Below are 26,298 nucleotides of genomic sequence, written 5' to 3'. Positions count from 1 at the left end.
TTTAAGTCGGACGGAGATGCTTTCATGTCGTTGATGCAACGCAGAACTGATTGGCTTAGATTGTGCCGCGGCGTGGAAACGTCGGACCTCGACCGGGATCGGATCATCGTCGCCGCAACCTTCACCGCCGAGCCAATCGCCCCGTATCTGGGATCGCGGCTGGTGAATGACCCGGCGCGACCTCCGGTTGTGACGATCGCCCCCTATAACCAGATCTTCCAATTGTGCCACAACTGGCAGATCTACTACGCCGACCAGACGCCGGCCGCGATGGTGCTGCTCTGGCGTATCGAGGACTTTGTCCGTCCCGATTTCCAGGCTGCGCTGCGTGGCGCAGGCACGGCGCCGCTGCTGGAAAAGATCAACGAACTGGCGGACGCCGTCGCGGCCCTGCGCGAGAGCTTCCCCGGAAACATCATCTGCTCCGTCCCGCCCTTCCCCCATTCGCCGGACCACGATATCCGCTCTCTCAGCAGCGTTTCCACGGTCGGCGTCCTGCATCAGCAGGTGGCCGAGACCTGGACCGCGCGCATCCGCGCGATCGACAATATCGGCCTGCTCGACCTCGACGGGTTGCAGCGATATTTCGGCGTCGAAGCCTCGATGGACTGGCGCAAGTGGTATCTTTACCGCCAGCCCTACAGCGAAGCCTTCTGGGATGCGATCGGTGAAAGCGCCGCCGCGCTTATCCGCTCCCAGTCGACCGCATCGAAGAAATGCGTCGTCGTCGATTGCGACAACACATTGTGGGGCGGCATCATCGGCGAAGACGGCCTCGCCGGCATCGCACTTGGCGAAGATCATCCCGGCTCGGTTTTCCGGGATTTCCAGCATCAGTTGCTGACGCTGCGCAGCCAGGGCGTGATGATCGCGCTCTGCAGCAAGAACAACGCAGCCGATGTCTGGGAAGTCTTCGACAAGCACGACGGCATGGTGCTGAAGCGCGACGATGTCGTCGCCGCCCGGATCAATTGGAACGACAAGCCCAGCAACATTGCGAGCCTCGCCGGGGAACTGAATATCGGCCTCGACAGCTTCGTTTTCGTCGACGACAACGCGATGGAAATCGAGCATGTCAGGGCTGCGCTTCCGATGGTGACCAGCATCCTGGTTCCGTCCGAGCTGCCGCATTTCCCGAGGGAGTTCGGCTCGTATCGTGGTTTCGACCGCGACAAGATCAGCAACGAAGATCGCGCCCGATCGGACATGATGTTGCAGGAACGCAAGCGGCGCGATCTCGCGACCGCCGTGAGCCCGGAGGATTTTCGCCGGGAACTTCAGCTGAGCATCGATCTGTTCGAGGTGAAGCCGGAGCACATTGCTCGCGTTACCCAACTCATCAACAAGAGCAATCAGTTCAATCTGACCACGCGGCGCAAGACCGAAAACGACATCGGGAATCTGATCGAGGATTCCTCGGCAAGCGTTCTTGCCTGGCGGGTCACCGACCGCTTCGGCGAATACGGTCTCGTCGGCGTCACCATTCTGCAGCACGAAGGCGACACAACCGACATCGACACCCTGCTGATGAGCTGCCGTGTGCTCGGCCGCGGCGTCGAGCGTTCCGTCTTCGCGGGGATGTGTGATCTCCTCCGCAGGCGCGGCAGCAAGCGCCTGGTCGGCACCTATCTTCGAACCAACAAGAACCAGTTGGTCGAGAACCTCTACACCGATTACGGCTTCAGGCCGACTTCGCCGGAGCAGTTCGTGCTGGACGATCTCGATAGCCTCACCTGGCCTGAGGAAATCGCCCGCCCAGGGCTTTAGGATCCGGCAAGCGGGTGGGGGGCGGCATCCGCCCTTGCACCCGCTTTTGCCGTCGACGTGCACGCGTCGAGAAGCCCGGATTTGTTGGCCGGACAGGCATCGTCCGGGAGCTCGCGAGGCGGGGCTACAGCCTGCGCGGCTCTTTCCCAACGCGGCTGCCGATCACAAGGCGGTCCGAAATGGCAGAGGAGAGCCTGCGGCCAAGTTCGATGAAGGGCACCTCGACGCAGAAATAGGTCACGGTCGCGGTGCCGGTGGAAAGCACCATTGCTGCCGCGAAGAAGACGACAAATTTCAAATCCGGCGTGAGTGCTGCGGTCGCCGCGAGCAACGACCGACCGATGAAATCGAGAATTGCGAAGTGCACAAGGTAGATGCTGTAAGATACCAGTCCGATATGGCGAATGACGGGATTGATGATCGCGACCGGACTGGTCAGATAGACCGCATATACAAACGGCACGAGCGCGAGCGTCGAGATCAAGGGATTACGAAAGCTCGAAAAGCCCGACGCTCCACCGAACACCAGCACCGCGCTTGATACGAGCAGCAGTATCCACGCCCCCTTCGATCCCTTGCGCATCAACGGGTGCTGTTCGCCAGCCATAACGTAGTAAAGCAGGATACCCGACAAAAACGACAGCAAGTTGAATATGAAGCTGAACCGGATGAACGAACCCACGAGGAACGGATCCGCATCATAAACGCTCGTCGTCTTGACCAGCGTGGACCAGGCCAGCGCCAGCAGAATACTCGCGGCACAGGCAATGGCAGCCGCCCGTATGGAGCGGATATAGCGCAGGAGCAACGGAAAGCAGAAATAGAACATCGCTTCGCACGCTATGCTCCACCCACCGGGAACAACGCTGTTGAAGCTGTCGATCGACCAGCCATGCATGAACGTCAGGGTCAGCAGCACCTGCTTGAGCCCGACCCCATCCGGGGCAAACAGCCTCGGCGCCGTACCGTCGATGACGACATAGGCGACGAGGGCCAGATAGAACATCGGCGCGATGCGAAAGAAGCGGCGTACATAGAATGGGCCCGTCAAGAACGGACGGTTGACGGAGATCATCGTCAACGTCACCGCGCTCAGTATGAAGAACAGCTGCACCCCTCGCGAGGCAAATGCCGAGAACGAATCCAGCGGAGGCGATAGACCGTCTATAGAAAGCCCGACATGGACGGCTACGACGCCCAGTATTGCAATACCACGCAAACAGTCGATAAAATCGAAACGTGTCTCGCGTATTATCTGACTAGACATCCAGCCTCCGCAGATTCACATCAATTGTCTTCCGTTGGCGATACAGGTGTGAGGTCAGAACGAACGGTCAAACTCTGATCCTCGGCGACGTATCGCAAGGCGAAAGCCCAGGCCGGCCCTTGCGAGCGGGACCGTTTTCCCGCCAAAGGCGCGTGCCCAACCAGCCGCCCTGCCACCGTCGAAGGGCGGAGTACAGCCTCACCTCGCGACACCACTTCCAAGATCATGCCGATAAATTCGAAACGATATTGAGGATTCCAGAGTCCCGAGCATATATCACGAAGAAATCCCGAGGAAGCCCACCGCGGTGTAGGAATGGAATTACATTATTATCACTACGCTCAGCGCAATGCCGGTGGGGCATGCAGCGCATGTACTATGCGTGTATACACGTGGAACGTGAAAGAGATATTCGGAGGCATGAACCGCTCTTCACCATTCGGCTGGCCACATTGGAAGGTTCCGCAATGCGGCATGGAGCGCCTCAACTGAGGTCTGGGAGTGCGGGCCGCAGGGAGATGGAATAGTCGTACCGAGGCTGTCTCAACGATGCCGGCGCTATACGCTCCGTCAGTATTCGCAGGCTGGCGACGCAATACGTCCGCAGACGCATGCGGGCGGCAATTTGCCTCAGTGGAACGCCGCTATGCCAGGCTCGCCGGCCCTGCCGCTACGGCCGGTCCAGCACACTGTGTCGCGTCAGCGTTCTATGACGGCGACACGCACCGCCTGCGCTCGCGCCTCGGTGCTCAACTGGGAAGTCGAAAATGCGGCACCTGTGGCAAGTGACGAGTGCCGTACGCGGTAGCCTCTACCCGTCCGCGCCGCCGGTTGGGCATCGGGCCCGAAGCACGAAAGCCGAGCGAACCGACAGCACCATGGTTGAGGTGCAATTTGCCTCGCTGAGAGCGTTCATAAGTGAGTTTGTTCGATAGTCCGGGCGCTCCCCCGGCATTTCCATATGGGTCGCCACGACCAGGAAGTCGCTGCCCTTGGGTGCGGCCGCGACGAGGGATCGCGCCGGCGCTATCATGTTTGACACGCGGCGATAGAGCGATACGCGAGCCCAGGCACCAGGCTCGCTGCGCGCCCCTTCGATCCAGTCGGCAACTGCCTGGTAGTCTTTCGCAGGGAGCGTGTGATCAAAGTACCGTGGATCTGGGACGGCCGTTGTAGCGTTGACTTTTCCAAAGTAATGATGGCGATTGAGCGCAGCATCCCGGGGCTTGTAGTAGTCTATTACGGGCTGCGCTCCATTCCATAACCCAATCGCGGTCGATGCCTGCTCGTCAATCCATGCAATAATAAGATCGTTATCTGCCACGCCTTTAGCCACGTACGGAAAGCCCCGCGTCAGGTTCCACGCGAAGAGCGTAACCAGCACAAGACAAGCGCCTCCTCGAACTAAAAACCTGGTCCCATAGGGGTCTCTTTTTATAAATACGGCATTGACCGATAGCACAATCGCAATTCCTCCAAGGAAGGCCACGTGCCTGGAAGCAGTGACGGGGAATTTGCCAAGAAATGCGATCGTCATGATCGCTCCCATGACGACGAAAGCCAAGCCCGCCAGCTTACGCGACCGTTCCGCGCGTATATCGGCCAAGCAGGATGCCGCTGCCACTAGGCAGGCGATCAGCCCAGGATAGCCCAAATAATTTCGTCCATACTCAAGCACTCCGCGGATGGCACTCCAGCCGCTGAGATCATACACATTGGAGTATGTCTGCATTTGCAGCAGCGTGACGTGTTTAATGAGGAGGTAATACAACCCCAGCGCACAGGCGAGTGCCAACGCGCATACGTATTCAACGGCGCGCGGCCGGTGTCCGTCGATAATGCGCATGCCTAAGAATACAGCGGCGGCGCATGGCGCAATTACCAAGGTAATAATTCCGCAGAACGCGGAGGCGAGTAATACAGCAACATCGCGGACTCTAAAGGGGTTAGAGAGGCCTCGCGCGGCAATCCAGCCAAACGAAATGGCCGCACCGGCTGCTTCAAGGCCGTAGTATTTCAATTCGGTCGCATAAAACAAGAATTTGAGCGGAGCGGAAATAGCGAGCGCGGCAACGGGTAGAAACCATCGACTGTTGAAATATCCCCGGAGTGCGAGAAGCGTTATAGCTATAATCGTAACCGCCAAAGCACTTCTGACCCCCTCGGGAGGCAGGAAGGCCAGCATCGATATCAGCAGACTGAAGCCTGGAGGCGCCGCTTGGGTATATAGCGGCAGCGGAGCGAATGCATCCAGGGGATTACTCAGCGGATAATTGAGCATCCCCATCGCCTCATCGATCCACAACGATCGCCGGCTGAACATCCAGATCAGGACGGCAAGACCTCCTAATGCCAAAATCGAGGCCAGGGTGGCCAGGTGGCGACGATCTACACGAGAGATTATGGGTGGGTTCATGAGCGGCCACCGTCTGGAGCATAGCGGCCTAAGGCAGCATTTATTGCCTGAGCGAGAACTGCGAATTTTGCGCCAGTTCCCGTGATTTTGGTTGGCGTTGGCTCACCGATTGGATAAGTGCGCCGAACCGGAATTTCCTCGACGCGATATCCCAGCTGGCCCGCCCGAACGGTCAGGTAGAAAAGCAGTTCGTAGTTCACGAAGATCGATCGGAATGGCTGCACACGAAGGTCTACCAAGTACCGACGCGAGTAGCCTCGGTAGCCGTTGGTTGTGTCTGTGAACCAGCGTCGCCCCGAGAGACTCATCAGCGGCGCATGGATCAGGCGATTGCCGATGGTCCGTTCGAGCGGCGTGTTCTCGGCTTTGCCGCCTTTGCGGTATCGCGAGCCCTGCACATAGTCATAGCCCTCGCGTAGCTTTTCTACGAAATGCGCAACCGCTTCCACATTGTCTTTGCCGTTGCCGTCAATAGTGACGATGCCCTCATAGCCTTCGTCCAACGCCCACGAGTAACCGCAGCGGAGCTGTGCAGAAAGGCGTCCTGAGCCGGTTTTTGTCAGTACGGCGCGCACCCCGGCGGCTGCAACAAAATCCGCCGCGAGCGAGCCGTCCGTTGAGCCTCCATCGGCCACGATCACGTCAACGGGCAATTGTGCCGCCTGCACGCGCAACAGCTGAGCGCGTATCCGCTCGCCTTCATTTATAACGGGTATGACCAGCACGCAGTCATGGTTGCGAGGGGCATAGACGCTGGCTTGGAAGGCCGGGACGTCCCAGGTTGTCGTGCCCATTGTGCTGGTCCTTTGGTGAACGGCTTGAACCCGTCTGATCCCACGTGGTCTGATGCACTGACGCCCACTCGATTGGCCTGGGGCATGATCGGGTGACGCGCCTCATGTCACTGCTGAGAGGTGGCATACGAGCCTGTGGGCCCGATCGTGCGGCGATAAACGACGAAGCGGCTAAGGCAATAGTTGACAACAAAAGACAGGCTGGCGGCTGCAATCAGGATAGCGAGACTCGAGACACGCCCGGTCCCGTACGGAGACAGCAGAAAAACGAGAAGGAGGCGGGAGCTCAACGTGACGAGCATTGGTAGAACGTAGAGAAGCGCACGCTTGAACGAGAGATGGCAATTCTCGTCCGCAAATGTCCACAACTCATTCAGAACATAATTGAAAAGAGCTGCCAGCAAAAATCCTCCCGTGGCCGCATAAACGAGTGGAATTCCCGCGAAATTGGCAAGACTCCACGCCACGGAGAGGTCCATGCAAAGCCCGAAGACGACAACGACCAGAAAGCGGAACATATTTGTAGATAGCAACGCGCGGACTTTCATATTGCCTCCGTTGCCGTAGTAATTCCTCGCACATAGTGGTCATGCGCGCCGGCCCACTCCGGTCCTTCGCGCTTCAGCAAAATGAATAGATCATATATATTGTCAATCTTACCGCCCATTACCGACGTAATACGCGACGTACTGGGTTTGCGCTGGAACAGGATTGGCCTTCCGTCGTCCCGTTCGTTCCTAAGCAACACCGATTTCACTTCATAAAGCGATCTCACATGTCGCGCCTCTTGCAGGCAGGGCAGATAGCGTTGGGCGTCCAGAATCATATGACGCGCGTGACTTTCAGGCGTCAGCGTCTTGCCTATGGCATAGGCTGACTGGCGAACACTTTCATCAAGCCAGCTATGATGTGGCGTGTAACGTACGTGGGTCAGCGAATAGAGCTTCTCCGCAGGATAAGGCATCGTCGAGAAGAACGGCCCGTCCATTACAGTGATGCCATACCCATCCAACTCCGCAGGAGGTTCTACCAATGCGATTTCGGCCAGTTCGTGCTTCATCGGGGCTTCCGGCAGTCCCGCCGAACGCAACACTTGGTTGATCTGGGAATAGGTAACGTTGAATACGTGGGATGAGCGCACCGTCTCACCATTCGACAGCGTCAAGACGACTTCGTCCGGGAGATCCTCCACATCCTCGACCTCCGTCTCCAACCGTATCGCAATTCCGTTGCGATGGATGCGCTCTGTCAAAAGTTTTCGCAGCACCGAATAATCGAAGGCGTATTCTCGGCACTCAAACACGCCCTCAATCATCTCGCGACTGAATAAAGCGGTCTCAGCATCTCTGGCATTCCGTATGGGCGCTCGCATCTCCGCAAACATTTTGTGGAAGCGCCCGACTGAGATCTTCGAACGCCGCCGGGCGATTGCGTAGAGCATCTTGAAGTCGTCAACGATTGCTTCAGGAAAATCATGGGCGAAATGGTCGCTCAGTGCGGCAGAGCGGGCTGCCGTGATGAAGCTACGCGGATAGTGGAAGCCGGTGTGAACACGTGCCTGATTTACGCGAGATGCCCGCGTAAGGAACGCATCGCCACTTTCGACCAGCAAAACGCGCGCGCTGATGGAACGTAAAAATAGCGCCAGGCAGCAACCATAAAAGCCGCCGCCAATCACAGTAAAATCATAGGCTGGCGGGGTGTGGCGGGGCGTCATTGAACAGGATACGCCTTGAGCGACGCTCGATCCGGATCGTCGAGAGTGCCACCCGGTAACCGATGCGAGCGCTCGACATCGACCGAAATGTTCAAGTCCTGGACGTCGGCGAAGAGATCTGCGTTGCTCATCTCCTCCATGATCGTCTCGTGTGTCCGGGGCGCCAAATACTCCAGGAGCTTCTGCAGCCCCATGGAAAGCCCCAGTATTGCGAGACCAAGGTAGCAGACGGTGCATGCCTGAACGATAGACGTGGTGAACCAGCCAGCCTGCAAATTGGCAACAAGAAACAACGCTCCCACAGCATAGGCCATATAGAGCAGAGCACCCATGACCACTGTCGCCGACAGCACTCCGACGCCGATGAGAACGACCGGCGCGGCGTTGACTGATAGTTGATAAAGCAACCCTATACGCCGCCCTCGCGCGGAATCGATTGTCTTGAGTGGAGGCAGACTGCCAGCCGGCATGTGATGAATCGGAAAGCCTTCCCCGAGCGGTGGAAAGCGAAGCGCCAGGTTGTGCTGCGGGTGCGCCAGGAGCCGATTGAGCCAGGCTCGCGGCAGGGCGATGGTGCGCATATCGTTGGCCGAGATGCGGAAGCGGCTTGCTGCTCCCAGCAGCGCCAGTATCGGGGTGGTCCAGCTCCGACTCTGCTGGGTAAAGACAGTCACAGCGTTACGTTCGATCGCCGTCGCAATGAGAACAGTCATGTCAAGGCTGGCAACTTCGCTGAGCGAGGTGATGACCACGACGTCGCCGATGGCTTCGCTCGCCGCCACGACACGGCGCGAATAGTGCAGCGAGGAGCCACGCACCTTGATGACACGTGAATTCGGACACTTCTGCAAGCATCGCCGGAGCAGGCCGTCGGCATCCTGATCAATTCGAGCAATAATCAACACTTCGAAATATCGAAATGTCTCTGCGATCATCCGCGTCGCAGCGGCGATGATGTCAACGTCTTCTGGCGTTGAGGGAGCCTCGGGAAAGCAAAGCGAAACGAAAACATCTTCCCGCCGTACCGGCAAAATCGCTGAGTTTGTCATTGTAGGACTATCCCAGCCTGATCGGCACCATCACGAAGTCGACCAACGCAGGCGGCAAGGGCTTCGAGACCGCCTTCTGTGTTCGCCTTCATTTCAATGGAGACAGCACGTTCGTACCCGATGCGAACGAGAGCGCTGATGAGCGTGGCAGCCTCACTGGCGACCGCTGGAGCCGGGCCGAGAAAAGCACTGCTGACATGGACGTGAGAAATATGATCGCGCGCTTCAACCAGATATTGCGATACGTGCGCGAATTCGTTGGTCATGTGCAACGCGCCGGTGTCAAAGTTTAGCGTGACCGCCGGATGTGCAACAGCCTCCACTATCTCAAGTGCCTCCAGGAAATTTGTCATGAAATTGGTGCCGTATTCCGCCGGATTGGGCTCCATGGCGATGACGGTCCCATTTGCTGCGGCGAGGTCACCAAGAGGCGCAAAAACAGCTCGAACTCGGGATAGGGCATCGGCTTGCGTCATCCCCAGCGGTACGATCCGCTGGCGGGGAGATCCAAACACCAGGTTCGCGATACCGATACGGGCTGCCAGCGCAATGGCGCGTCTGAGCGCATGTGCCATTCGCTCGACTGCATCAGGCGAGCCAAAAAGTTCGGCGCCTTCGACACCGAAGAGCAACGACTGCATGGAGACCAGCTTAAGTCCCGCACGATCGAGCTCAGCGATGCGCGCACGCACTGCACCGACTGAGGGCTCGAATGGGTCGGCTTCCCCCTCGAACAGGAGACCAGGGGCGATCTCCAGTCCCGTGATCCCGCTATCGCGCAATATATCGTAGGCCGAGAGACGATCCGCGTAGGACCAGGCAATGTTGGAGGCTGCGAATATCATTGCTGTGACGCCTCATTGAAAAAGATCTTAAGGCCCGCGAGAACGTCGGCTTTTCCTTGAGTATATGGGTGCTGATTGTCCCAGAGTCCTGCAAATTGCGTGTGCATATCTTCGCGATAAAGCGGCGCGGCTCGCGATTCCAATACTCGACCAGTCAAGGCAGCGTAGATTTCATTTGCGCAAAGGGGCGCCGGAGCCAAATGCATGACGGGTAGATCGTGCTCGATCGCTCGAACGATATCCGACCAGAGACTGGAAAGTCCATAATACTGAAACGTACTGTCGGCATTAGTGAAGTTTAGAGCTGTAAAGTCGATCTCGAACATAGCCTCCGTTAGGATCGAACGTTGATTGCGATTTAGCAGGTGACGTTCACACCGATACATTCCAAAATCGTCTGCGAAGCGATATATGCCCTGCATAATACTGGTTGCTCGAGGCGACATTTTTTGAAGAAGTTCAGCGTATTTGTCACTCGCGAGAAACGACGGAATCGGATTGAGAATATCGAACAGAAAATTCTTCTTCAGACCGCGACCAAAGAGAGCCGGAAGCCGCAGGATGTGGGATTTGGAAAAGCGGCTTGCACATGCTTCTTCCAGGAAGCGGCGATTGCGACCGTACGCTTTTGCAGTTTCGAACCGACTCGTGGTCTCGTCTAGGCCAGCATCGGCGCCATCAAGCACCGCAACGGTCGAGATCAGAACGAAGCGTTCCGCAGTCACATGCTCCAGATGACCAACGAGTTCGCGGATATTCCTCAGGTCTCCATCCGGATCCTTATTGGCAGCCCACATTGTCGCCGGCGCTGCAGCGCACACGATGACTTCGTAGGAACCGCCACGGACCTCGGAGATATTTCTGGAATTGAACTGCGCCTCAAATTCATGCAAGCGGCAGATATTCTGTCCGACAAACCCGGTAAATCCGATAAGAGCGTCGGCCATTGCGCATATCCCTAAAGAAAAAAGTATGAGTAATGCTGCGCGAGTGAAGTTGTGCTTATACCCGGGAGAGATATTTCACGAAGCGCTAAACACTATTGAGATACGGCCAGCCTGCCGCCGGGATGACCGACGGCATTTCTGCTAGGGTGTTGAACCTCGGTCTCGCCGCGACTCTTGAGTGACAGGGTACAGAACGCTGTGGTGGCGCGTCCGGAACGCACCCGCGGAGCCGCAATGATCGCAACATTATTCATCTGCCCCCTTGCAGTGCAGCATTTTTCTCGCATTGCGTGCATGGAGTCGAGAGAACGTTTCGAAAGCGCGCGCAAACTAGTTCGGGTGTGTTATTTTTGCGCCACAGCCTCAGGTGCAGATGGTGCTCATCTAGCCATTGGCGGCAGTAGTTCTGCCCTCAACGACCGTCAACCCCGTCGAAATCGATGACTAAGGCAGTCGGGCGCTCAACCTAGAGCGGGGCAGTCACTCTCTCTCCACCCCCCAACCGCAGCGACCGACTGCTGAACCACAACATCGATGCTTCGATTATATTTCGAAAGCGATTCTAGATTGACTGATCGTTATGCGTGTGTTCCGTTGCGGGATGCACACTGCGCTGTCGCTTCTGTCGCTTTTGGCCCTGCCGCTCGTGCGCGCCTATGAGGCGGCTCGCGACACCGTGGATGCTTTTTGGCACGTCTTCCTGAATGCCGAGCAAGAGATCAACCCGACCCCGCACGACCCCACCATTTGGCACAGGCGTCAGGAACGATGGAGCGTCAAGACCATCGAGGGTGGGCGCTCCCAATATGTCTGGCGGCGGATGCGACCCGACGGCAAATGGGAGTACTCGAAGCGCGAGATGACGAAAGAGGAGGCCGAAGCGGAGGCCGACATGTCGATCTGGTGATTACGCAGGCGTAGTCAGCGCATCGAGCGTCGCGACCGGGCCTGATGCTGCGCGCAGCAACGCTCGATGCCCAAGCACGAAATCAATCGGCGCGCTCATCCATTGCTTACCCGCGCGCCGTCAATCGTTCGCAAGATCGTGGGAATCATTAATAACGCTGGTGGAGCCGAGGGGATTTGAACCCCTGACCTCTGCAGTGCGATTGCAGCGCTCTCCCAACTGAGCTACGGCCCCGCGCGTCGGGTGGCGCCTTGTACGGTTGGCCCGTGCGCCGTGTCAAGAAGCTGGCGCGCGACGCCTCGCCAAAACAGCATCACAACCGGTAAGCTGCGGCGCAAATCGGGGTTGCCGCGATGCGGCGCGGCCTTTAAGCATCCTCGTTATCCGGCCACCCGCCGCTCCCCGTCGAGGCTACCGATGTACTCGCTTCTCTGGCTGTTCGACACGCTCATCACCCTCTACGTCTGGATTTTGATCGCCTCGGCGGTGCTGTCCTGGCTGGTGGCGTTCAACGTGGTCAATCCACAGAATCCGTTCGTGCGCAACGTCGGCGAGTTCCTCTGGCGGGTCACCGAGCCGGTGCTGGCGCCAATCCGCCGGCTGCTGCCCAATCTTGGCGGCATCGACATCTCGCCGGTACTCCTCATCATCGGCCTTTATTTCATCCGCAACCTCGTCTTCGAGATGTTCACCTGAGTGGCAACGCCTCGGCCTTTGATGGCTTGCCCTGGTCGGTGCTGCCCGACGGGGTGGCGGTGAGTGTTCGGGCCACGCCACGCGGCGGGCGCGACGCCATAGACGGCGTCGTGCGGTTGTCTGATGGGCGCGCGGTGCTCAAGGCACGCATCGCCGTCGCTGCCGAGGATGGCAAGGCCAATGCCGCACTTGCCCGGCTGCTGGCCGGGGCTGCCGGCGTGCCGGGCTCCAGCGTCACCCTGACCCAGGGCGCCGCGGGCCGACTGAAGACGTTTCGGCTGAAAGGCGATCCGGCGGCGATCATCGCGCGGCTGGAAGCCCTAACAGGGGCGCAGTGATCTCCTGCCGGGAGACTTCAATTCCGCTGTCATGGCCAGGCAAAGGCGACCTTCGGTCGCCGTCCATTGAGAGCCGCCGAGGCAATAGCCTTGGCTTTCCCCGCTATCCACGGTTGCCCGCCCCACGGTCGTGGGCTCCCAGATCAAGCCCGGGGAAGACGGCCATTCGATTGGCGATCGCTTCCGGGGCGGACGCTCAGCTGCCCCAGCCGAAGGCGACCTTCTCCAGGGTGCGCCCGCCAAAGGTCTCGGACGAGCGCGCCACCGCCTGGCCACCGAGCGCGCGGTAGAAGCCGACGGCCGGGTCGTTATCCGCCAGCGCCCAGATGGCGAGGCCCTCGAAGCCGGCGCTCGCCAGTTCCTTGCGCGCATCCTTGAACAGCCGGCGGCCAAAGCCGAGGCCCTGATACTCCGGCTTGAGATAGAGCTCGTAGATCTCGCCCTCGAACGGCAGGCTGCGGGCGCGGTTGCGACCGAAATTGGCGTAGCCGGCGACGTCGTCGCCAAAGGTCAGCACCAGCACGCGCGAACCGCGGCCAAGCGCCGATTGCCACCAGCGCGGCCCGCGCCGGCTGATCATCTTCTCGAGGTCGGCACCGGGAATAAGGCCGCGATAGGCGCCACGCCAGGCCGCATCATGGATGGCGGCGACGTCTGCAGCATCTTCCGGGCGAGCCCGGCGAGTCTCGATCAGGAGCGTGCTCATCTCCTGAATGGGAGCAAAACCGCACCCCGGGATCAAGACCTTAGTTAATGGAAATTTGCCCGACCCGCGCAGGCGTGATCGATCGGCCACGGCGGACGCTAGGAAACGTCCCGTTGCGGGACGTTTCCCAGTCGATTGGTCGCAGATCCGCCGGAATTCAGACGCCTTCGGCTTCCTTGCGGCGTTCCTCGCGCTTGCGATCGTTCGGATCGAGCAGGCGCTTGCGCAGGCGAATCGACTTCGGCGTCACCTCGACCAGCTCGTCGTCCTGGATCCAGGCCAGCGCGCGCTCCAGCGTCATGCGGATCGGCGGAGTGAGTCGCACCGCCTCGTCCTTCGAGGTGGTGCGGATATTGGTGAGCTTCTTGCCCTTCAGCACATTCACTTCGAGGTCGTTGTCGCGGGTGTGCACCCCCACCAGCATGCCCTGATAGACCTTCCAGCCGGGCTCGATCATCATCGGGCCGCGATCCTCGAGGTTCCACAGCGCATAGGCCACCGCCTCGCCCGCCTCATTGGCGATCAGCACGCCATTGACCCGGCCGGCGATCTCGCCCTTGTGCGGGGCATACGCGTGGAACAGCCGGTTCATGATGGCGGTGCCGCGCGTGTCGGTCAGCAGTTCCGACTGGTAGCCGATCAGGCCGCGGGTCGGGGCGTAGAACACGAGGCGCTGGCGATTGCCGCCGGAGGGGCGCATCTCCACCATCTCGGCCCGGCGCTCGCTCATCTTCTGCACCACGGTGCCGGAATATTCCTCGTCGACGTCGATCAGCACTTCCTCGATCGGCTCCAGCACCTCGCCGGTCGCCTCGTCCTTGGCGAACACCACGCGCGGGCGCGACACGGCGATCTCGAAGCCCTCGCGGCGCATGGTCTCGATCAGCACTGCAAGCTGGAGTTCGCCGCGGCCGGAAACGAAGAAGGAGTCCTTCTCGGAGGATTCCTCGATCTTCAGCGCCACATTGCCTTCCGCCTCGCGCAGCAGGCGGTCGCGGATCACGCGGCTGGTGACCTTGTCGCCCTCGGTGCCGGCAAGCGGGGAATCGTTGACGATGAAGGTCATGGTTACGGTCGGCGGGTCGATCGGCTGCGCCTTCAGCGGCGCCTCGACGACAAGGTCGCAGAAGGTGTCGGCCACCGTGCCCTTGGAGAGGCCGGCAATGGCGACGATGTCGCCCTGCACGCCTTCCTCGATCGGCTGGCGCTCGATGCCGCGGAACGCCAGGATCTTGGAGACGCGGCCCTGCTCCACCACCGAGCCGTCCTGCGCCAGCACCTTGAGCGACTGGTTCGGCTTGATCGAGCCCGAGGTGATGCGCCCGGTGATCATGCGGCCGAGGAAGGGATTGGCTTCGAGCAGGGTGCCGATCATGCGGAACGGACCATCATCGACGGTCGGCTCCGGCACATGCTTGAGGACGAGGTCGAACAGCGGCGCCATGCCCTCGTCGCTCGGGCCTTCCGGCGAACCGGCCATCCAGCCATTGCGGCCGGACCCGTAGAGGATCGGGAAGTCGAGCTGCTCGTCATTGGCGTCGAGCGCCGCGAACAGGTCGAACACCTCGTTGATGACCTCCTGCGGGCGGGCGTCGGCGCGGTCCACCTTGTTGATGGCGACGATCGGCTTGAGGCCGACCTTCAGCGCCTTGCCGACCACGAACTTGGTCTGCGGCATCGGCCCTTCGGCGGCGTCGACCAGCACGATGGCGCCGTCCACCATATTGAGGATGCGCTCCACCTCGCCGCCGAAATCGGCGTGGCCGGGGGTGTCGACGATATTGATGCGGGTGTCCTTCCAGACCACCGAGGTGGCCTTGGCGAGGATGGTGATGCCGCGCTCCTTTTCGAGCTCGTTCGAATCCATCACGCGCTCGGCGACCCGCTGGTTTTCGCGGTAGGAGCCGGACTGCTTGAGCAGTTCGTCGACCAGCGTGGTCTTGCCGTGGTCGACGTGGGCGATGATGGCGATGTTGCGCAGCTTCATGAGGAAACACCAAAAAGCGGGCCCGAGAGGGACCCGGACCCGCGTGAATTTTGCGGCGCAATATACTCAGAACCGCTCCAATATCAACGCCGCTGCGTCAGTGTGGTGTTCGCGTGCCCTTAATGGGTCTGGCGCAGCTCCCAGAGCATCTGGATCTGCGGATATTTCAGCACCTCGCCCTCCCCGGTGCGAAGCCAGGCGATCTCGCGGTTCGCCGGTGCCTGGGTCATGGCAAAGGCGACCGCGTCGTCGACGCTGTCGAACTCATAGCTGTCGGGCCAGGTGTCGGGGGCATCGACGCTGTGCGAAGCCGGCCAGTATTGCAGCCGGACCGGCTGTTGAGGCGTCGTCATCGAACTCCTCCTCGTCTGCGTTGGCTTTTATGCGGGCGTCCATCCGGCGCCCCGCCGGGTGGATAAAGCCAATGCGCTGATGACGCGAAGGTTCCCGTCACGCCGCGCGGCCGGCCGTGAGCCAGGCCGGATCGAACCAGCGGTCGGCCTCGCCGTCATAGGGCAGCCGGGTGATGTCCCAATGCTGAATATAGGGCGCATAGGCGGTCCAAACAGCCGGCCCGCCACCGATATAGACCACCCGCGAGGGGAAGGCCGCCAGCACATCCTCGGGCGGATCGGCCGAGCGGATCTCGACGATGACGCGGTCGGCATAGGCCCATTGCGGAATCGAATGCCTGGTGCGCGGGCCGACGAGGAGCACATGGCCGAACGTGGCCTCGAAGAAGCGCGCGACGTCCGCGGCGAACACCGGCTCGTGTCTTCCTTCCCACGGCATGCCGCCGTCGAGGCCAAGCTGCCCGCGCAGGCCAATCGCGCACATTGCCCGGATTTCGGCCATGTTCTCCTCCCGCCTGTCATCCAATCGACATAAGAAGCCGTCTATTGCTTTGAAATTCGAAATACATGGTCGCAGGCATGAAACCTGCTCCAAGTATGGTCGCGCCATCCTTCGTGCGCGGCCAAACGGAGATATGTGGTGAAGATCGAGCATGTGGAAGCGATGGGGGCAAGGGCTGCGCCTCAGGCCCTCGCCTGTGCACTGCGCCCGCTCTTCCTCATCACCTTCTTCGCCATCTTCGCCGCGACCGGCCTTTTGAGCCTGCACCACGCCATCTGGCAGGACGAATCCATGCTGATGGCCAATCTCGGCGTCGGCTGGGCCGGCTATTTCGCGCCGCTGCCCTTCTACGACCAGGCGGCGCCGCCCTTCGTGACCGCGACCCTCGCCGCCATGGCGGACGTGACCGGCGGCAATCTCCTCGCCATGCGGGCGCTGGTGCTGGCGGTGATGCTGGCGAGCTTCGCGGTTCTGCTCTGGCTCGCCGTGAAGCGCCGCGCGCCGGTGTTCGCCTATGCGGTGCTGATCGTGATGTCGGGCTATCTGACGGTGCGTAACGCCACCGAGATCAAGCACTATATGTTCGAGCTGCTGGCGACGCTGATCCTGCTGGCCGCCTATCTCACGGCGCGCAATGCCGGCTCGCTGCGCCACGGCGTCACCTTCCTTGCGCTTGCGCTGGTGCTGTCCTTCTTCGCCTATCCGGCGTTCCTCATCGTCTTCCCGATCCTCGCCGATATCGTGCTGACCCGCACCGGCGGCCGGCAGCGGCTTTATTGGGTGCTGGGGGCGGTCGGCTACGGCGTGGTGTGGATCGCAGCGTATTTGACCATCTTCAAGCCGCAGACCGCGCTGCAGCTCGCCAATTACAGCTCGCTCTATGGCGGCAGCCTGATCCTGCAGGCGCTGAAGGCGGGCGACGTGCATGGTCTGATGATGACGGTGCGGGCAATCGCCGGCGCGCTGCCCTATGTCACGGTGGGCGTCGCGGTGCTGGCTCTGCTCTGGATCGGCTTGACCTCCGCCCGGCCTGTGCTCAAGCGGTCCTCCAGCATGGCTTCAGCATTGCTGGAGCCCGGCCAGGTGCCGCTGCGGCTGTTCGTGCTGGTCTATGGCGAGATGCTGCTGCTCAATCTCGCCGGGCTCTATCCGCTCTCCAGCCCGCGCCAGCTCACCTTCACCATGCCGGTCACCGCCTTGCTGCTGGCCTGGGCGATCGGGTTGGCGCTGGAGCGCGTGCCGAGCCAGAAGCGCCGGGGCTGGATCGCAGCGCTGATCCTGCTGCCGGCCATGCTGTTCCACCTCGGCTATGCCGCGGTCACCGGCTTCGAGCGGCAGGACACCGCCGGGCTCTACGCCTTCCTGCAGCAGAGCGGCACGCGCACCGTGCTGCCCTGGATCCAGCTCCAGCCGAGCCTTGCCTATTACGAGCAACAGGAAGGCAAGGCGGACTACCGCATCGCCGGCGCGCTGACGCGGCAGTCCGAGCTTTTGCCGACTCGGGAACAAGCCATCGCTTTGCTCGCCAGCAATGACAAGCCGGTGCCGCAGCAGATCTGGGCGCTGATCCCGAACGAGGATATACGCCATTACACCGACTGGCTGGCCCGCCAGGCACCACGCGGCGAGGCCGCCTTCATCGCCACCGCGCAGATGCTGCCGGAGGAAGAAGCGATGCTCATGCGCTCGCTGGAACAGGCCGGCTGCACCGGCAAGACGGTGTTCGCGTCAAGGGATGTGAAGGCGATCGAGACCAGCTGCGCACCGTGAGGGCTCAGCCGATCACCCGGTAATGCGCCTCGGTCGGCTTGCGGCCGACGCCGTTGATCGGGGTGATGTCCTGCGGGCAGGCGGAGAACACCACGATGCAGTCGCGGGCCGCGCGCAGCACCACCTTGTCGCCGGCTTTCGTGGTCGGCACGCCCTGTGTCAGGCTGAAGTCGGCCCCGATCGGAATGTTCATGAACAGGTTTAGCGGCTGCGGCGCATGATGGGCGTCGATGCCGAGCTCGGCCAGCGCCTCCACCATGTTGTCCGCGCAGTTGCGGTGATATTCGGTGCAGCCGAGATGCTCATAACGCCAGCGGTCGCACGCCGCCATGATGGTGTCGTGGATGCCGGGCGAGGTGTCGGCCTCCAGCACCAGCATCGGTTCGCGCCGATTGGTGAACAGCGTCTGGCCGATGGCTGGCATCAGCCGGCCATTCTCCACCCGCGTGTGTTCCATCGACATGAAATGCCCGAGGTCGTCAGGGCAGAACGCCCAGGTGTCGACCACCTGAGCGCCATGGGTGTTGATCACCTCGACAGCCTGGCCGGCAACGAGCCGCACCGCCTTGCCGCGGGTGGCGGGAATGGTCTCGATCGACATGGCGAACCTCAGGCGGCGCGGGTGCGGCGCCGCGCGGCCCAGCGCGGCTGATCGCAAATGTGGGCGATGAATTCGATGACGGTCAGCGCGCCGATATAGGCGGTGACGCCGGTGCCGACATCGAGCGGCGGATTGACCTCGACGAAGTCGAACGCCACCACCTCGTGCCGCTCGGCGATCGCCTTCAGGCTGTCGCGCAGCTCGTTGTAGCTCATGCCGTTCGGCTCGGCGGATACGCAGCCCGGCACCAGCGACATGTCGAGCGCGTCGACATCGATGCTGACATAGACCTTGGAATTCTCCGGCAGCAGCGCCGCGATGCCGGCGGCGCCGAGCGCGCGGAACTCGCCCATCGGGATGACGCGGTTGCCGTCCTCCTCCACGCCCCGCACCATTTCCGGGGTGTGGCGCAGGCTGCGAATGCCGATCTGTGTGAGGCTCAGCGCCGTCTTCATGCCGGCGACATGGCGGAAGGCATGGCCATTGGTGAGTTCGAGATCATTCTCGAACGGCGAATAATCGGTGTGCGCATCGAAATGCAGCACATGCACCGGCTCCTCCAATGCGCGGAAGATCGGATAGGTGATGGAATGATCGCCGCCGAGCACCACCGGCATGGCGCCGGAGGCGAGGATCGCCTTCACCGCGGCGGTGATGTTCTGGAAGGTGCGCGGCGCGTTGGCAGGATGGATGTCGACATCGCCGCAGTCGACAATGCGCCCATTGGTCATCTCGTCCACCAGATATTCCCGCTTGGTCTCGGGGTCGTAATAGCCACGCTTGCCGAAGCGCAACGAATGTTCGCGCAGCGCCCGGGGCGCCATGCGCGAGCCGGGCAGGAAAGGCGAGCCCTCGTCGAACGGCACGCCCAGCACCGCGATGTCGGCGTCGATCTTGGTGAGGTCCTCGACGATGCGCGAGCGCAGGAAGGAGGCAATGCCCACATAGGGCCGGTCGACGCGTGGCATGGCAGGCTCCACTCAGTTCTGGGATGGGGTTGGTGCGTCGCGATGCGACAGCACGAGGTCGAGGAAAGTGCGCAGGCGCGGGTCGCGCGGATGGTCGAGCAACTGGCGCGCCGGCCCCTCCTCGACAATGCGGCCCTTGTCCATGAAGGCGATGCGGTCGGCGACATTGGCCGCGAAGCCGATCTCGTGGGTGACCACCAGCATGGTGGTGCCCGCCTCGGCGAGTTGGCGCAGCACCGCCAGCACCTCGCCGACCAGTTCCGGATCGAGCGCCGAGGTCGGCTCGTCGAACAGCATCAGGGCCGGGTCCATGGCGAGCGCGCGGGCGATCGCGACGCGCTGCTTCTGCCCGCCGGAGAGCGCGTGGGGGTAGCGGTCTGCGCGATCGCCGAGGCCGAGGCGGACGAGAAGGTCGCGCGCCCGGCGCGTCGCCTCCTCGCGCGGCCGGCGCAGCACCACCGTCTGCGGGCGCACGATGTTCTCCAGCGCGGTGAGATGCGGCCAGAGATTGAGCTGCTGGAAGACGAGCCCGATCTTCGGCCGGATACGGTCGATCTGGCGCGGATTCTGCCGGCGCACGACAGCGCCGTGCCGCTCGCGGCCGAAGGGCTGGCCGGCGACCTCGATGAAGCCGTCATCGGGCTGCTCCAGCCAGGTCAGGCAGCGCAGGAACGTGCTCTTGCCACAGCCGCTTGGCCCGATCAGCGCGACGATCTCGCCCTGCTGGATGTCGAGATAGACGGAATCGAGCGCCGTCGTGGTGCGGAAATTCTTGGTCAGCCCCTCGACGCGCAGTGCAGGCACGTCATTCATCGCGCCGGCCTCCGCTCGAGCGAGAGATAGCGGTCGGCGATCGGGTTGCGGGCGACGCTCTCGGTGTGGGCGAGCCCGACCCGCTTCTCCAGCCGACGCGAGACTTCCGCGATCACCGCCGAGATCAGCCAGTAGATCAGCGTCACTGCGGCGAACACCTCGAACGGGGCGAAGGTGTTCCCCTGCACCACGAGGCTCTGATAGGTCAGCTCCGGCACGGTGATGGAGCTCAGCACCGCCGACTCCTTCATCATGGTCAGCGTCATGTTGGTCGAGGGCGGGATCAGCGTGCGCAAGATCTGCGGCGCCACCACGTTCCACATCGCCTGCGCCGGCGACATGCCGATGGCCCGGGCGGATTCGAACTGGCCGCGTGGCAGCGCGAGGATCGCGGCGCGCACGATCTCCGAATAATAGGCGCTGACGAACATCGAGAGCGCCACCGTCCCGGCGAACATCGCGGGAATGCGGATGCCGGAGAACGGCAGGCCGTAATAGACCAGGAACAGGATGATGATGAACGGGATGTTGCGCAGCGTCTCGACATAGATCCCGGCGATGACACGCAGCGGCCGCGCCGGCGCGAGGCCAAGCAATGCTATGGCAATGCCAAGCGTGTAGCCGATGAGGAAGGCGAAGAAGGTGATCTTCACCGTCAGCCAGGCGCCTTGCAGCAATATGTCCCAATAATCGAGCAGCATCAGCGGGTCGAAGTGCATGGCTCAGGCCCTTGCCAGCGCGAAGCGGGCCTCGGCGACCTTGCCGGCCAGGCTGATGACGAGGTTCAGCACCAGGAAGATGAGCGCGGCGCCGACCAGCGTCTCGAATGGGCGGTAGCTCGCGCTGGCCATTTGCTGGGCGGTGCGCAGCACCTCGACCACGGTGATGACCGAGAGCAGCGCGGTGCCCTTCACCACGATGGTCGCCTCATTGACCAGCACCGGCACGATGCGGCGGAACAGCTGCGGCAGCACCACCTTCTGCCAGATAGCGCGGGGCTTCAGGCCGAGCGCGGTGGAAGCCTCGATCTGGCCGGGATCGATGGTCGAGAGCCCGCCGCGCATGGTCTCGGAGACGAACACCATGGAATTGAAGGTGATGGCGGCAACGCCGGCGACCTCGGGCGAGAGGTCGAGACCGACGGCGGGCAGCACATAATAGGCGATGAAGATCTGGATCAGCAGCGGCGTGCCGCGCACAAAGCTGATGATGACCGCGATGATCTCGTTCACCACCGGCAGCTTGAGCGCACGCAATATAGTGAAGCCGGTGCCGAACAGCAGCGACAGCACCATGATGAAGAACGCCAGGCGGATATTTACGCTGGAAGCTTCGATCAGGCGCGGCAGAATGGAGAGGAGATAATCGAAATTGAACTTCATGCCCGATTAGCTCCCTGACCCGAGTCAATTCCTTACGGACGCGCATGGCTGGCGCCTCCCTCTCCCTGTCGGGGAGAGGGAATTTCGCCTCGCCCCTACTGCGCGCCGGGCGGCAGGTACCCGCTGTCCGGGATCTTCATCTCGAAGCCGAACCACTTCTTCTGCAGGGCAGCGAGGCGGCCGTCGTCGCGCATCTTCTTGATGGTGGTGGAGATCGCGTCGCGCAGGTCCTTGTCATCCGGGCGCGTCACCCAGGCGAGATAGGTGAAGCCGCCGTCGATCGGGGTCGGCATGGCGAGCTCGAACACGTCGGACTTCTCCTTCGCGACTACCGCGAGCGCCGGCAGCGACTGGATGACGGCGTCGACTTCGCCATTGGCCAGCGCGACATAGCTTTCCGGGAAGGCGGTGAAGAGCTTCAGTTCCTTGAAGCCGGCGCCGCCGGCGGCCTTCAGCTTGGCATCGAGCGCGCGGGCCACCGGCTCGGTGGAGGAAGCGAGCTGGGTGGCGACCACCTTGCCGTTGAGATCCTCGACCTTGGCCATCGGATCGCCCTTGCGCTTCATCGCGTAAGGCACGCCGTCGGCGATGGGCAGCGTGTAGGCGTAGCGCTTGGCGCGCTCCTCATTGATGCCGACGGTGGTGGCGACGAAGTCGAACTTGCCGGCCAGCACGCCCGGCAGGATGCCCTGCCAGGGCAGATCCAGCTGGTTGGTCTTCTTCACCCCGAGGTCCTGCACCACGACGGCCAGGATGTCGGAACCATAGCCGACGATCTTGCCGTCCTTGACGAACTCGAAGGGCGGGAACGCCGCCTCCGTCCCGACGGTGAGCTCGCCGGTGCGCTTGATCTTCTCCAGCGTGGTCTCGGCGCTCGCGGGAGCAGCGAGCGTGGCGATGCAGGCGGCGCCTGCGATGAGACTGAATATTCTACGGCACATCAGCGACATGGCAGGAACCTCTGGTTTTTGGTTGTTGGTGGACGATGAAAATGTCCCGGAGGGATTTGGGGGTCGGCCCTCCGGGACGGGACGCTCCGCACTCAGGCTTTCGGCGCGTCGAAATAATTGGCGCGCACCGCCGCGCCGATCAGGTTCACGATCAGCCGGCCGGCGGTGATGCAGGTGATCATGTTGACGTCGGTGGACGGGGTGATCTCGACGATGTCCATGCCGACCACCCGGCCCTTGCCGACCAGGCCGTGGATCAGCTTGCGCACCTGGTGGAAGGTGAGCCCGCCCGGCGCCGGGCCTTCCACCGCCGGCATCACCGTGGGATCGAGCCCGTCGGCATCGATGGTGATGTAGTAATTGCCGCCGTCCGGAATGCGCGCCAGCACCGCCTCGATGCCGGCATCGTGCACCTCGAAGGCCGGGATGATGTTGGAGCCATAGGCCGCCGCGGCCTCGACCTCCTCCGGCCGGCCGCTGCCCTGGGCGCGAATGCCGATCTGGAAGATGTCGCCGATGTGCTCCATCTCGGAGGCGCGGCGGATCGGGCTGGAGAGGCCGTCGCGCACGCCGTTCACATCGTCGCGCCAGTCGATATGGGCGTCGACCTGGATCAGCGTGATCGGCCCCCTGCCCTCGAAAGCGCGCAGGATCGGGATCGGAATGCCGTGGTCGCCGCCGATGGTGATCGGCAGCGCGCCTGCCTTCAGGATCTTGCGCACCGCCTCTTCGGCACGGACGTAATGGCTGCGCAGGTCGGTCATGTCGGCAGGAACATTGCCGACATCCACCGCCTTGATCGCCCGGCCGTCATAGATCGGGCCGCCGACATCGTAGTCGTAGCGCTCGAGATGGCGCGACACGCGGTCCGTCACCGAACGCACCGCGTCGGGCGCCTTGGTCTGGTCGTTGGTGATGGCGCCTGCGTGATAGGCACTGCCATAGGGAATGCCGAGGAAGGCGATGTGCGCGTCGAGCGTGTCGAGATCCGTCGAAATCGGTGAGTACAGAAAGCTTTGATGGGCTTTCGCCGGCGGTTCGGTGAGGGGCAGAGCCATGGGGCCTCCGAAATGCATCCCGGCAAATGCCATTTGTTTTGGCAACTGCCTGTAAAATGAGCGCATCGACAGCTCCCGGACAGCTCACGGATAGCCCTCTTGCACCTCACTAGAATATTCAGGAAGAACCTGCTTAAGAATAACGCAGGGTGAAACCATGCTTGTAGGATATGCAACATGGACCAGAGGACATCGACAGCGGTACCACCGCTTACCGAAAGCGATCTCCGGCTGCTGCGTATCTTTCGCAGTGTTGCCGAGGCCGGCGGTTTAACCGCTGCGGAGACCGCGCTCGGCATGGAGCGCTCCACCATCAGCCGGCATCTCCAAAGCCTGGAGATAAGGCTCGGCGCCCGCCTGTGCTTCCGCGGCCCGGCCGGCTTCGAATTGACCGAGTTCGGCCAGCGCGCGCTCCACGCCGCAGTCAGCGCCAGCGACACGCTCGACGTCATCCGTCACGAGCTGAACCTCGCCCGCAATGTGATGACCGGCGACCTGCATGTGGCGATCGCCGATAATTGCCTGTCGAACCCGCAATCCGCCCTCGCCAAGGCGCTGGCGAAGTTCCGCGAACTGGCGCCCGACGTGCGGGTGCACCTCTCGATCAAGCTGCCGAACGAATTGCTGAACGGCATTGCCGAGCGGCATTTCCATCTCGGCATCACCGGTGCCACGCCCGGCCACGAGCGGCTTGAATTCCGCTCGATCTTCCACGAGGCGTTCCGGCTCTACGCCGCGGCGCGTGCGGGCGCGCCGCCGGTGCGCCTCGGTGAGCTCGCCCGGGACGGCTATGCGGTGGTGATGCGCACCAATGACCAGCGCACCCAGATGCTGGCACGCCGCCTGAAGCTCCAGCGCAGCGCCGTCGCCTTCGGCCTGGAGGCAGTGGCGACGCTGCTCGCCGCCGGCCATTTCGTCGGCTATTTGCCCTGCCATTATGCGAAGGCGCTCTCCCACATGTACGCGCTGGTCGAGGTCGGCGACGCCGAGGCGCTGGCCTACGACACCATCTTCTCGCTGGTGTCGCTCAAGGACCGCCCGCTGCCGCCGAGCGCGCAAGTGCTCATGCGCCTGCTGCTGGACACGCAGGCGGCGCACGAGGCGGCGGGTTAATGCAGGACGATGGGTGAGGCGAGGCCATACATTACGAGCTGGAAGCTCTCGTTCTCGGTGTTCTGGGTTCGGCGCGTCGTCATCAACCAGTGCCCGTCGGAATCCTGGAAGATTCCCACGAAGAATCCGCTGGTGGTCTGGATCGTGTAGGTGCAGTTGCCGCGATCGACCAATTTGAACTTCTCCCAGCCGCGCACCTGCGTCGCGTCGGTATGGAAGATGGTGGAAGTTCCGGAGATGCACGCACCGGGGAAGCCGCAATCCGGCGGCAGGTATTTCTGGACTTGCCCTCCGCCGCCGAGTGCGGTGAGGTAGTTCACCCCGTTCGCCGTCTGCAGGCCATAGGAGCCGTCGGCCTGGCGGATGAACTTGAACCGTGCCCATGCCCGGTCCGGCGTGTCGCCAGGCCAGTAGCCCTCGACGATGGTGTCGCCGCTATCCTTGCCGCCGCCGTCCACTGCGGTGAGAACCTGGTTCTTCGGGGTGATGATGGTGTACTGGTAGCCATCACCGAGATCGCCGCATTTCACCAGCCTGAGATATTCCCAGGAGCCGATCTGCCGGGCGTCGGTATGGATGGCGTCCTCATATTTGCCGCCCTGCCCGACGGCGGTGACATAGCCGCCATTCAGGGCCTGAAGCGCGAAATAGGTCGGCGCAGTGCCGCCATTCGCGCCAAGGTCGAGCACCCGGAACTGCTCCCAGCCCCTCGCCAGCGTGGCATCGGTGTGCAGCACATCCGAGGTACGCCCGCCGCCGCTCACCGCGGTGAGGAAGTTGCCGCTCATGGTCTGGAACACCTTGTCGTGCGTCGGCTGATTGCTCATCACCGCCAGCCTGAACTTCTCCCAGGCATCCGCCTTGGTGGCGCTGGTGATCACACTTGGCTCGCTCGGCCGGCCACCGCCGCTGAGCGCGGTGACATAGAAGCCCTTGGGCGTGCGCATCGCGAACGCACCGGGAAAGAAAGTGAGATTGGGCTGCTGGGCGTTGGCCGGGATGGCATCCGGCAGCAACAGGGCAGCAGCGACGAGTGCAGCGTTCAAGAACGGAATCGGCCTCATGGCAACGTCCTCCAGAACGTGTCGTGCCGAACCCGCTCAATATTTGCCACGGAATGCAGTGTTCGTAAATGTTCAGAGTGCCGACCTGGGATAATGCGAAGAATTTTGTGGCATTATTGACCATAAAATCACTTTGAATTTGGCTGCACTGCCTTGCGTCCTGCACGTATCGACGCTACCTCCATGCCGCCGGGGCGACCACGGTCGCCGATGGAGGCGCGGTTCTCCCGTCGGGAAACAAATCAGCCAACCGCCTTCAACCAGAACGGACGTCGGCGCGTCGATAGA

The 26,298-nt window shown here is 61.9% G+C and carries 26 protein-coding genes and 1 tRNA gene; 6 read left to right on the top strand and 21 right to left on the bottom strand.

Annotation, left to right across the window (positions count from 1 at the left end; translation table 11 throughout):
* Positions 1–24: 24 nt before the first annotated feature.
* A complete protein-coding gene (locus G3545_RS22455; protein ID WP_170015860.1) occupies positions 25–1,767 on the top strand; it encodes an HAD-IIIC family phosphatase in 1,743 nt (580 codons plus the stop codon).
* Positions 1,768–1,891: 124 nt separating this feature from the next.
* Here the strand turns inward: G3545_RS22455 and G3545_RS22450 are convergent, their stop codons facing one another.
* From G3545_RS22450 to G3545_RS22415, 8 genes are all read right to left on the bottom strand, one after another.
* Positions 1,892–3,034, bottom strand: coding sequence for an acyltransferase (locus tag G3545_RS22450; protein ID WP_170015857.1), 1,143 nt, complete (start codon positions 3,032–3,034; stop codon positions 1,892–1,894).
* A gap of 811 nt (positions 3,035–3,845) precedes the next feature.
* On the bottom strand, positions 3,846–5,450 hold the full coding sequence (locus tag G3545_RS22445) for a hypothetical protein (RefSeq protein WP_170015854.1): 1,605 nt from the start codon (positions 5,448–5,450) through the stop codon (positions 3,846–3,848).
* Positions 5,447–6,244, bottom strand: a complete 798-nt coding sequence (locus G3545_RS22440; RefSeq protein ID WP_170015851.1) for a glycosyltransferase family 2 protein — start codon at positions 6,242–6,244, stop codon at positions 5,447–5,449. Before G3545_RS22440 ends, G3545_RS22445 begins: the two co-directional genes overlap by 4 nt.
* A 107-nt stretch (positions 6,245–6,351) precedes the next feature.
* Entirely contained in the window at positions 6,352–6,792 is a 441-nt protein-coding gene (locus G3545_RS22435) for a GtrA family protein (RefSeq protein ID WP_170015849.1), read from the bottom strand.
* Positions 6,789–7,961: an FAD-binding oxidoreductase gene (locus tag G3545_RS22430; RefSeq protein WP_170015846.1), complete on the bottom strand. Its 1,173-nt coding sequence runs from the start codon at positions 7,959–7,961 to the stop codon at positions 6,789–6,791. The genes G3545_RS22435 and G3545_RS22430 overlap by 4 nt, the downstream gene beginning before the upstream one ends.
* Positions 7,958–9,010 (bottom strand): hypothetical protein, encoded by a 1,053-nt coding sequence (locus G3545_RS22425; protein WP_170015844.1) that lies wholly within the window; start codon positions 9,008–9,010, stop codon positions 7,958–7,960. Before G3545_RS22425 ends, G3545_RS22430 begins: the two co-directional genes overlap by 4 nt.
* Positions 9,007–9,855, bottom strand: coding sequence for a TIM barrel protein (locus G3545_RS22420; protein ID WP_170015842.1), 849 nt, complete (start codon positions 9,853–9,855; stop codon positions 9,007–9,009). The genes G3545_RS22425 and G3545_RS22420 overlap by 4 nt, the downstream gene beginning before the upstream one ends.
* Complete coding sequence (locus G3545_RS22415) at positions 9,852–10,802, bottom strand: sugar nucleotide-binding protein (protein ID WP_170015839.1); 951 nt, start codon at positions 10,800–10,802, stop codon at positions 9,852–9,854. The genes G3545_RS22420 and G3545_RS22415 overlap by 4 nt, the downstream gene beginning before the upstream one ends.
* 601 nt (positions 10,803–11,403) lie before the next feature.
* On the opposite strand from G3545_RS22415, the gene G3545_RS22410 reads away from it, so the two are divergent.
* The gene (locus tag G3545_RS22410) at positions 11,404–11,709 is read left to right on the top strand and encodes a hypothetical protein (protein ID WP_170015837.1); all 306 of its coding nucleotides are present in this window, start codon (positions 11,404–11,406) and stop codon (positions 11,707–11,709) included.
* 158 nt (positions 11,710–11,867) lie between these two features.
* Here G3545_RS22410 and G3545_RS22405 read toward each other — a convergent pair.
* Positions 11,868–11,943, bottom strand: a tRNA-Ala gene (locus G3545_RS22405).
* A 183-nt stretch (positions 11,944–12,126) separates the two neighbouring features.
* Here G3545_RS22405 and G3545_RS22400 point away from each other — a divergent pair.
* Together G3545_RS22400 and G3545_RS22395 are read left to right on the top strand one after the other, a co-directional pair.
* Positions 12,127–12,405, top strand: coding sequence for a YggT family protein (locus tag G3545_RS22400; RefSeq protein ID WP_170015835.1), 279 nt, complete (start codon positions 12,127–12,129; stop codon positions 12,403–12,405).
* Between the two features lie 26 nt (positions 12,406–12,431).
* On the top strand, positions 12,432–12,743 hold the full coding sequence (locus tag G3545_RS22395; RefSeq protein WP_170015833.1) for a DUF167 family protein: 312 nt from the start codon (positions 12,432–12,434) through the stop codon (positions 12,741–12,743).
* Positions 12,744–12,939: 196 nt separating this feature from the next.
* On the opposite strand, the gene G3545_RS22390 is transcribed toward G3545_RS22395, so the two are convergent.
* The 4 genes from G3545_RS22390 to G3545_RS22375 all read right to left on the bottom strand — a co-directional run bounded on the left by G3545_RS22390 (position 12,940) and on the right by G3545_RS22375 (position 16,291).
* The gene (locus G3545_RS22390) at positions 12,940–13,449 is read right to left on the bottom strand and encodes a GNAT family N-acetyltransferase (RefSeq protein ID WP_170015831.1); all 510 of its coding nucleotides are present in this window, start codon (positions 13,447–13,449) and stop codon (positions 12,940–12,942) included.
* Between the two features lie 157 nt (positions 13,450–13,606).
* Positions 13,607–15,436, bottom strand: a complete 1,830-nt coding sequence (gene typA / locus G3545_RS22385) for a translational GTPase TypA (protein WP_170015829.1) — start codon at positions 15,434–15,436, stop codon at positions 13,607–13,609.
* 119 nt (positions 15,437–15,555) lie between these two features.
* Positions 15,556–15,789, bottom strand: coding sequence for a hypothetical protein (locus G3545_RS22380; protein WP_170015827.1), 234 nt, complete (start codon positions 15,787–15,789; stop codon positions 15,556–15,558).
* Positions 15,790–15,886: 97 nt separating this feature from the next.
* Positions 15,887–16,291, bottom strand: coding sequence for a dihydrofolate reductase (locus tag G3545_RS22375; protein ID WP_170015825.1), 405 nt, complete (start codon positions 16,289–16,291; stop codon positions 15,887–15,889).
* 138 nt (positions 16,292–16,429) lie between these two features.
* Between G3545_RS22375 and G3545_RS22370 the strand changes: the two genes are divergently transcribed.
* The gene (locus G3545_RS22370; RefSeq protein WP_170015823.1) at positions 16,430–18,061 is read left to right on the top strand and encodes a hypothetical protein; all 1,632 of its coding nucleotides are present in this window, start codon (positions 16,430–16,432) and stop codon (positions 18,059–18,061) included.
* Between the two features lie 4 nt (positions 18,062–18,065).
* Here the strand turns inward: G3545_RS22370 and G3545_RS22365 are convergent, their stop codons facing one another.
* The 7 genes from G3545_RS22365 to G3545_RS22335 form a co-directional block, all read right to left on the bottom strand.
* Positions 18,066–18,662: an urea carboxylase-associated family protein gene (locus tag G3545_RS22365; protein WP_170015821.1), complete on the bottom strand. Its 597-nt coding sequence runs from the start codon at positions 18,660–18,662 to the stop codon at positions 18,066–18,068.
* Between the two features lie 8 nt (positions 18,663–18,670).
* Positions 18,671–19,630 carry an arginase family protein gene (locus G3545_RS22360; RefSeq protein ID WP_170015819.1) on the bottom strand — a complete coding sequence of 320 codons (960 nt, stop codon included), beginning with the start codon at positions 19,628–19,630 and terminating at the stop codon, positions 18,671–18,673.
* A 12-nt stretch (positions 19,631–19,642) separates the two neighbouring features.
* On the bottom strand, positions 19,643–20,443 hold the full coding sequence (locus tag G3545_RS22355) for an amino acid ABC transporter ATP-binding protein (protein ID WP_170015817.1): 801 nt from the start codon (positions 20,441–20,443) through the stop codon (positions 19,643–19,645).
* On the bottom strand, positions 20,440–21,162 hold the full coding sequence (locus tag G3545_RS22350; protein WP_170015807.1) for an amino acid ABC transporter permease: 723 nt from the start codon (positions 21,160–21,162) through the stop codon (positions 20,440–20,442). The genes G3545_RS22355 and G3545_RS22350 overlap by 4 nt, the downstream gene beginning before the upstream one ends.
* A 3-nt stretch (positions 21,163–21,165) precedes the next feature.
* Complete coding sequence (locus tag G3545_RS22345; RefSeq protein ID WP_170015805.1) at positions 21,166–21,825, bottom strand: amino acid ABC transporter permease; 660 nt, start codon at positions 21,823–21,825, stop codon at positions 21,166–21,168.
* Positions 21,826–21,920: 95 nt separating this feature from the next.
* Positions 21,921–22,769, bottom strand: a complete 849-nt coding sequence (locus G3545_RS22340; RefSeq protein ID WP_170018229.1) for a transporter substrate-binding domain-containing protein — start codon at positions 22,767–22,769, stop codon at positions 21,921–21,923.
* A 98-nt stretch (positions 22,770–22,867) separates the two neighbouring features.
* Positions 22,868–23,833, bottom strand: a complete 966-nt coding sequence (locus G3545_RS22335; RefSeq protein WP_170015803.1) for an agmatinase — start codon at positions 23,831–23,833, stop codon at positions 22,868–22,870.
* A 177-nt stretch (positions 23,834–24,010) separates the two neighbouring features.
* Here G3545_RS22335 and G3545_RS22330 point away from each other — a divergent pair, with 177 nt between their 5' ends.
* Positions 24,011–24,946: a LysR family transcriptional regulator gene (locus G3545_RS22330; RefSeq protein ID WP_170015801.1), complete on the top strand. Its 936-nt coding sequence runs from the start codon at positions 24,011–24,013 to the stop codon at positions 24,944–24,946.
* Here the strand turns inward: G3545_RS22330 and G3545_RS22325 are convergent.
* Positions 24,943–26,010: a hypothetical protein gene (locus tag G3545_RS22325; protein ID WP_170015799.1), complete on the bottom strand. Its 1,068-nt coding sequence runs from the start codon at positions 26,008–26,010 to the stop codon at positions 24,943–24,945. The two genes, G3545_RS22330 and G3545_RS22325, sit on opposite strands and share 4 nt — an antisense overlap.
* Between the last annotated feature and the right edge of the window lie 288 nt (positions 26,011–26,298).

The sequence above is a fragment of the Starkeya sp. ORNL1 genome, from assembly GCF_012971745.1.
Lineage (GTDB): Bacteria > Pseudomonadota > Alphaproteobacteria > Rhizobiales > Xanthobacteraceae > Ancylobacter.
This window is presented reverse-complemented; position numbering and strand designations above follow the sequence as displayed.

Coding starts and splice junctions, on each gene's coding strand:
- G3545_RS22455 (WP_170015860.1), top strand. CDS start 25: ATGTCGTTGATGCAACGCAGAACTGATTGGCTTAGATTGTGCCGCGGC.
- G3545_RS22450 (WP_170015857.1), bottom strand. CDS start 3,034: ATGTCTAGTCAGATAATACGCGAGACACGTTTCGATTTTATCGACTGT.
- G3545_RS22445 (WP_170015854.1), bottom strand. CDS start 5,450: ATGAACCCACCCATAATCTCTCGTGTAGATCGTCGCCACCTGGCCACC.
- G3545_RS22440 (WP_170015851.1), bottom strand. CDS start 6,244: ATGGGCACGACAACCTGGGACGTCCCGGCCTTCCAAGCCAGCGTCTAT.
- G3545_RS22435 (WP_170015849.1), bottom strand. CDS start 6,792: ATGAAAGTCCGCGCGTTGCTATCTACAAATATGTTCCGCTTTCTGGTC.
- G3545_RS22430 (WP_170015846.1), bottom strand. CDS start 7,961: ATGACGCCCCGCCACACCCCGCCAGCCTATGATTTTACTGTGATTGGC.
- G3545_RS22425 (WP_170015844.1), bottom strand. CDS start 9,010: ATGACAAACTCAGCGATTTTGCCGGTACGGCGGGAAGATGTTTTCGTT.
- G3545_RS22420 (WP_170015842.1), bottom strand. CDS start 9,855: ATGATATTCGCAGCCTCCAACATTGCCTGGTCCTACGCGGATCGTCTC.
- G3545_RS22415 (WP_170015839.1), bottom strand. CDS start 10,802: ATGGCCGACGCTCTTATCGGATTTACCGGGTTTGTCGGACAGAATATC.
- G3545_RS22410 (WP_170015837.1), top strand. CDS start 11,404: ATGCACACTGCGCTGTCGCTTCTGTCGCTTTTGGCCCTGCCGCTCGTG.
- G3545_RS22400 (WP_170015835.1), top strand. CDS start 12,127: ATGTACTCGCTTCTCTGGCTGTTCGACACGCTCATCACCCTCTACGTC.
- G3545_RS22390 (WP_170015831.1), bottom strand. CDS start 13,449: ATGAGCACGCTCCTGATCGAGACTCGCCGGGCTCGCCCGGAAGATGCT.
- typA (WP_170015829.1), bottom strand. CDS start 15,436: ATGAAGCTGCGCAACATCGCCATCATCGCCCACGTCGACCACGGCAAG.
- G3545_RS22380 (WP_170015827.1), bottom strand. CDS start 15,789: ATGACGACGCCTCAACAGCCGGTCCGGCTGCAATACTGGCCGGCTTCG.
- G3545_RS22375 (WP_170015825.1), bottom strand. CDS start 16,291: ATGGCCGAAATCCGGGCAATGTGCGCGATTGGCCTGCGCGGGCAGCTT.
- G3545_RS22365 (WP_170015821.1), bottom strand. CDS start 18,662: ATGTCGATCGAGACCATTCCCGCCACCCGCGGCAAGGCGGTGCGGCTC.
- G3545_RS22360 (WP_170015819.1), bottom strand. CDS start 19,630: ATGCCACGCGTCGACCGGCCCTATGTGGGCATTGCCTCCTTCCTGCGC.
- G3545_RS22355 (WP_170015817.1), bottom strand. CDS start 20,443: ATGAATGACGTGCCTGCACTGCGCGTCGAGGGGCTGACCAAGAATTTC.
- G3545_RS22350 (WP_170015807.1), bottom strand. CDS start 21,162: ATGCACTTCGACCCGCTGATGCTGCTCGATTATTGGGACATATTGCTG.
- G3545_RS22345 (WP_170015805.1), bottom strand. CDS start 21,825: ATGAAGTTCAATTTCGATTATCTCCTCTCCATTCTGCCGCGCCTGATC.
- G3545_RS22335 (WP_170015803.1), bottom strand. CDS start 23,833: ATGGCTCTGCCCCTCACCGAACCGCCGGCGAAAGCCCATCAAAGCTTT.
- G3545_RS22330 (WP_170015801.1), top strand. CDS start 24,011: ATGGACCAGAGGACATCGACAGCGGTACCACCGCTTACCGAAAGCGAT.
- G3545_RS22325 (WP_170015799.1), bottom strand. CDS start 26,010: ATGAGGCCGATTCCGTTCTTGAACGCTGCACTCGTCGCTGCTGCCCTG.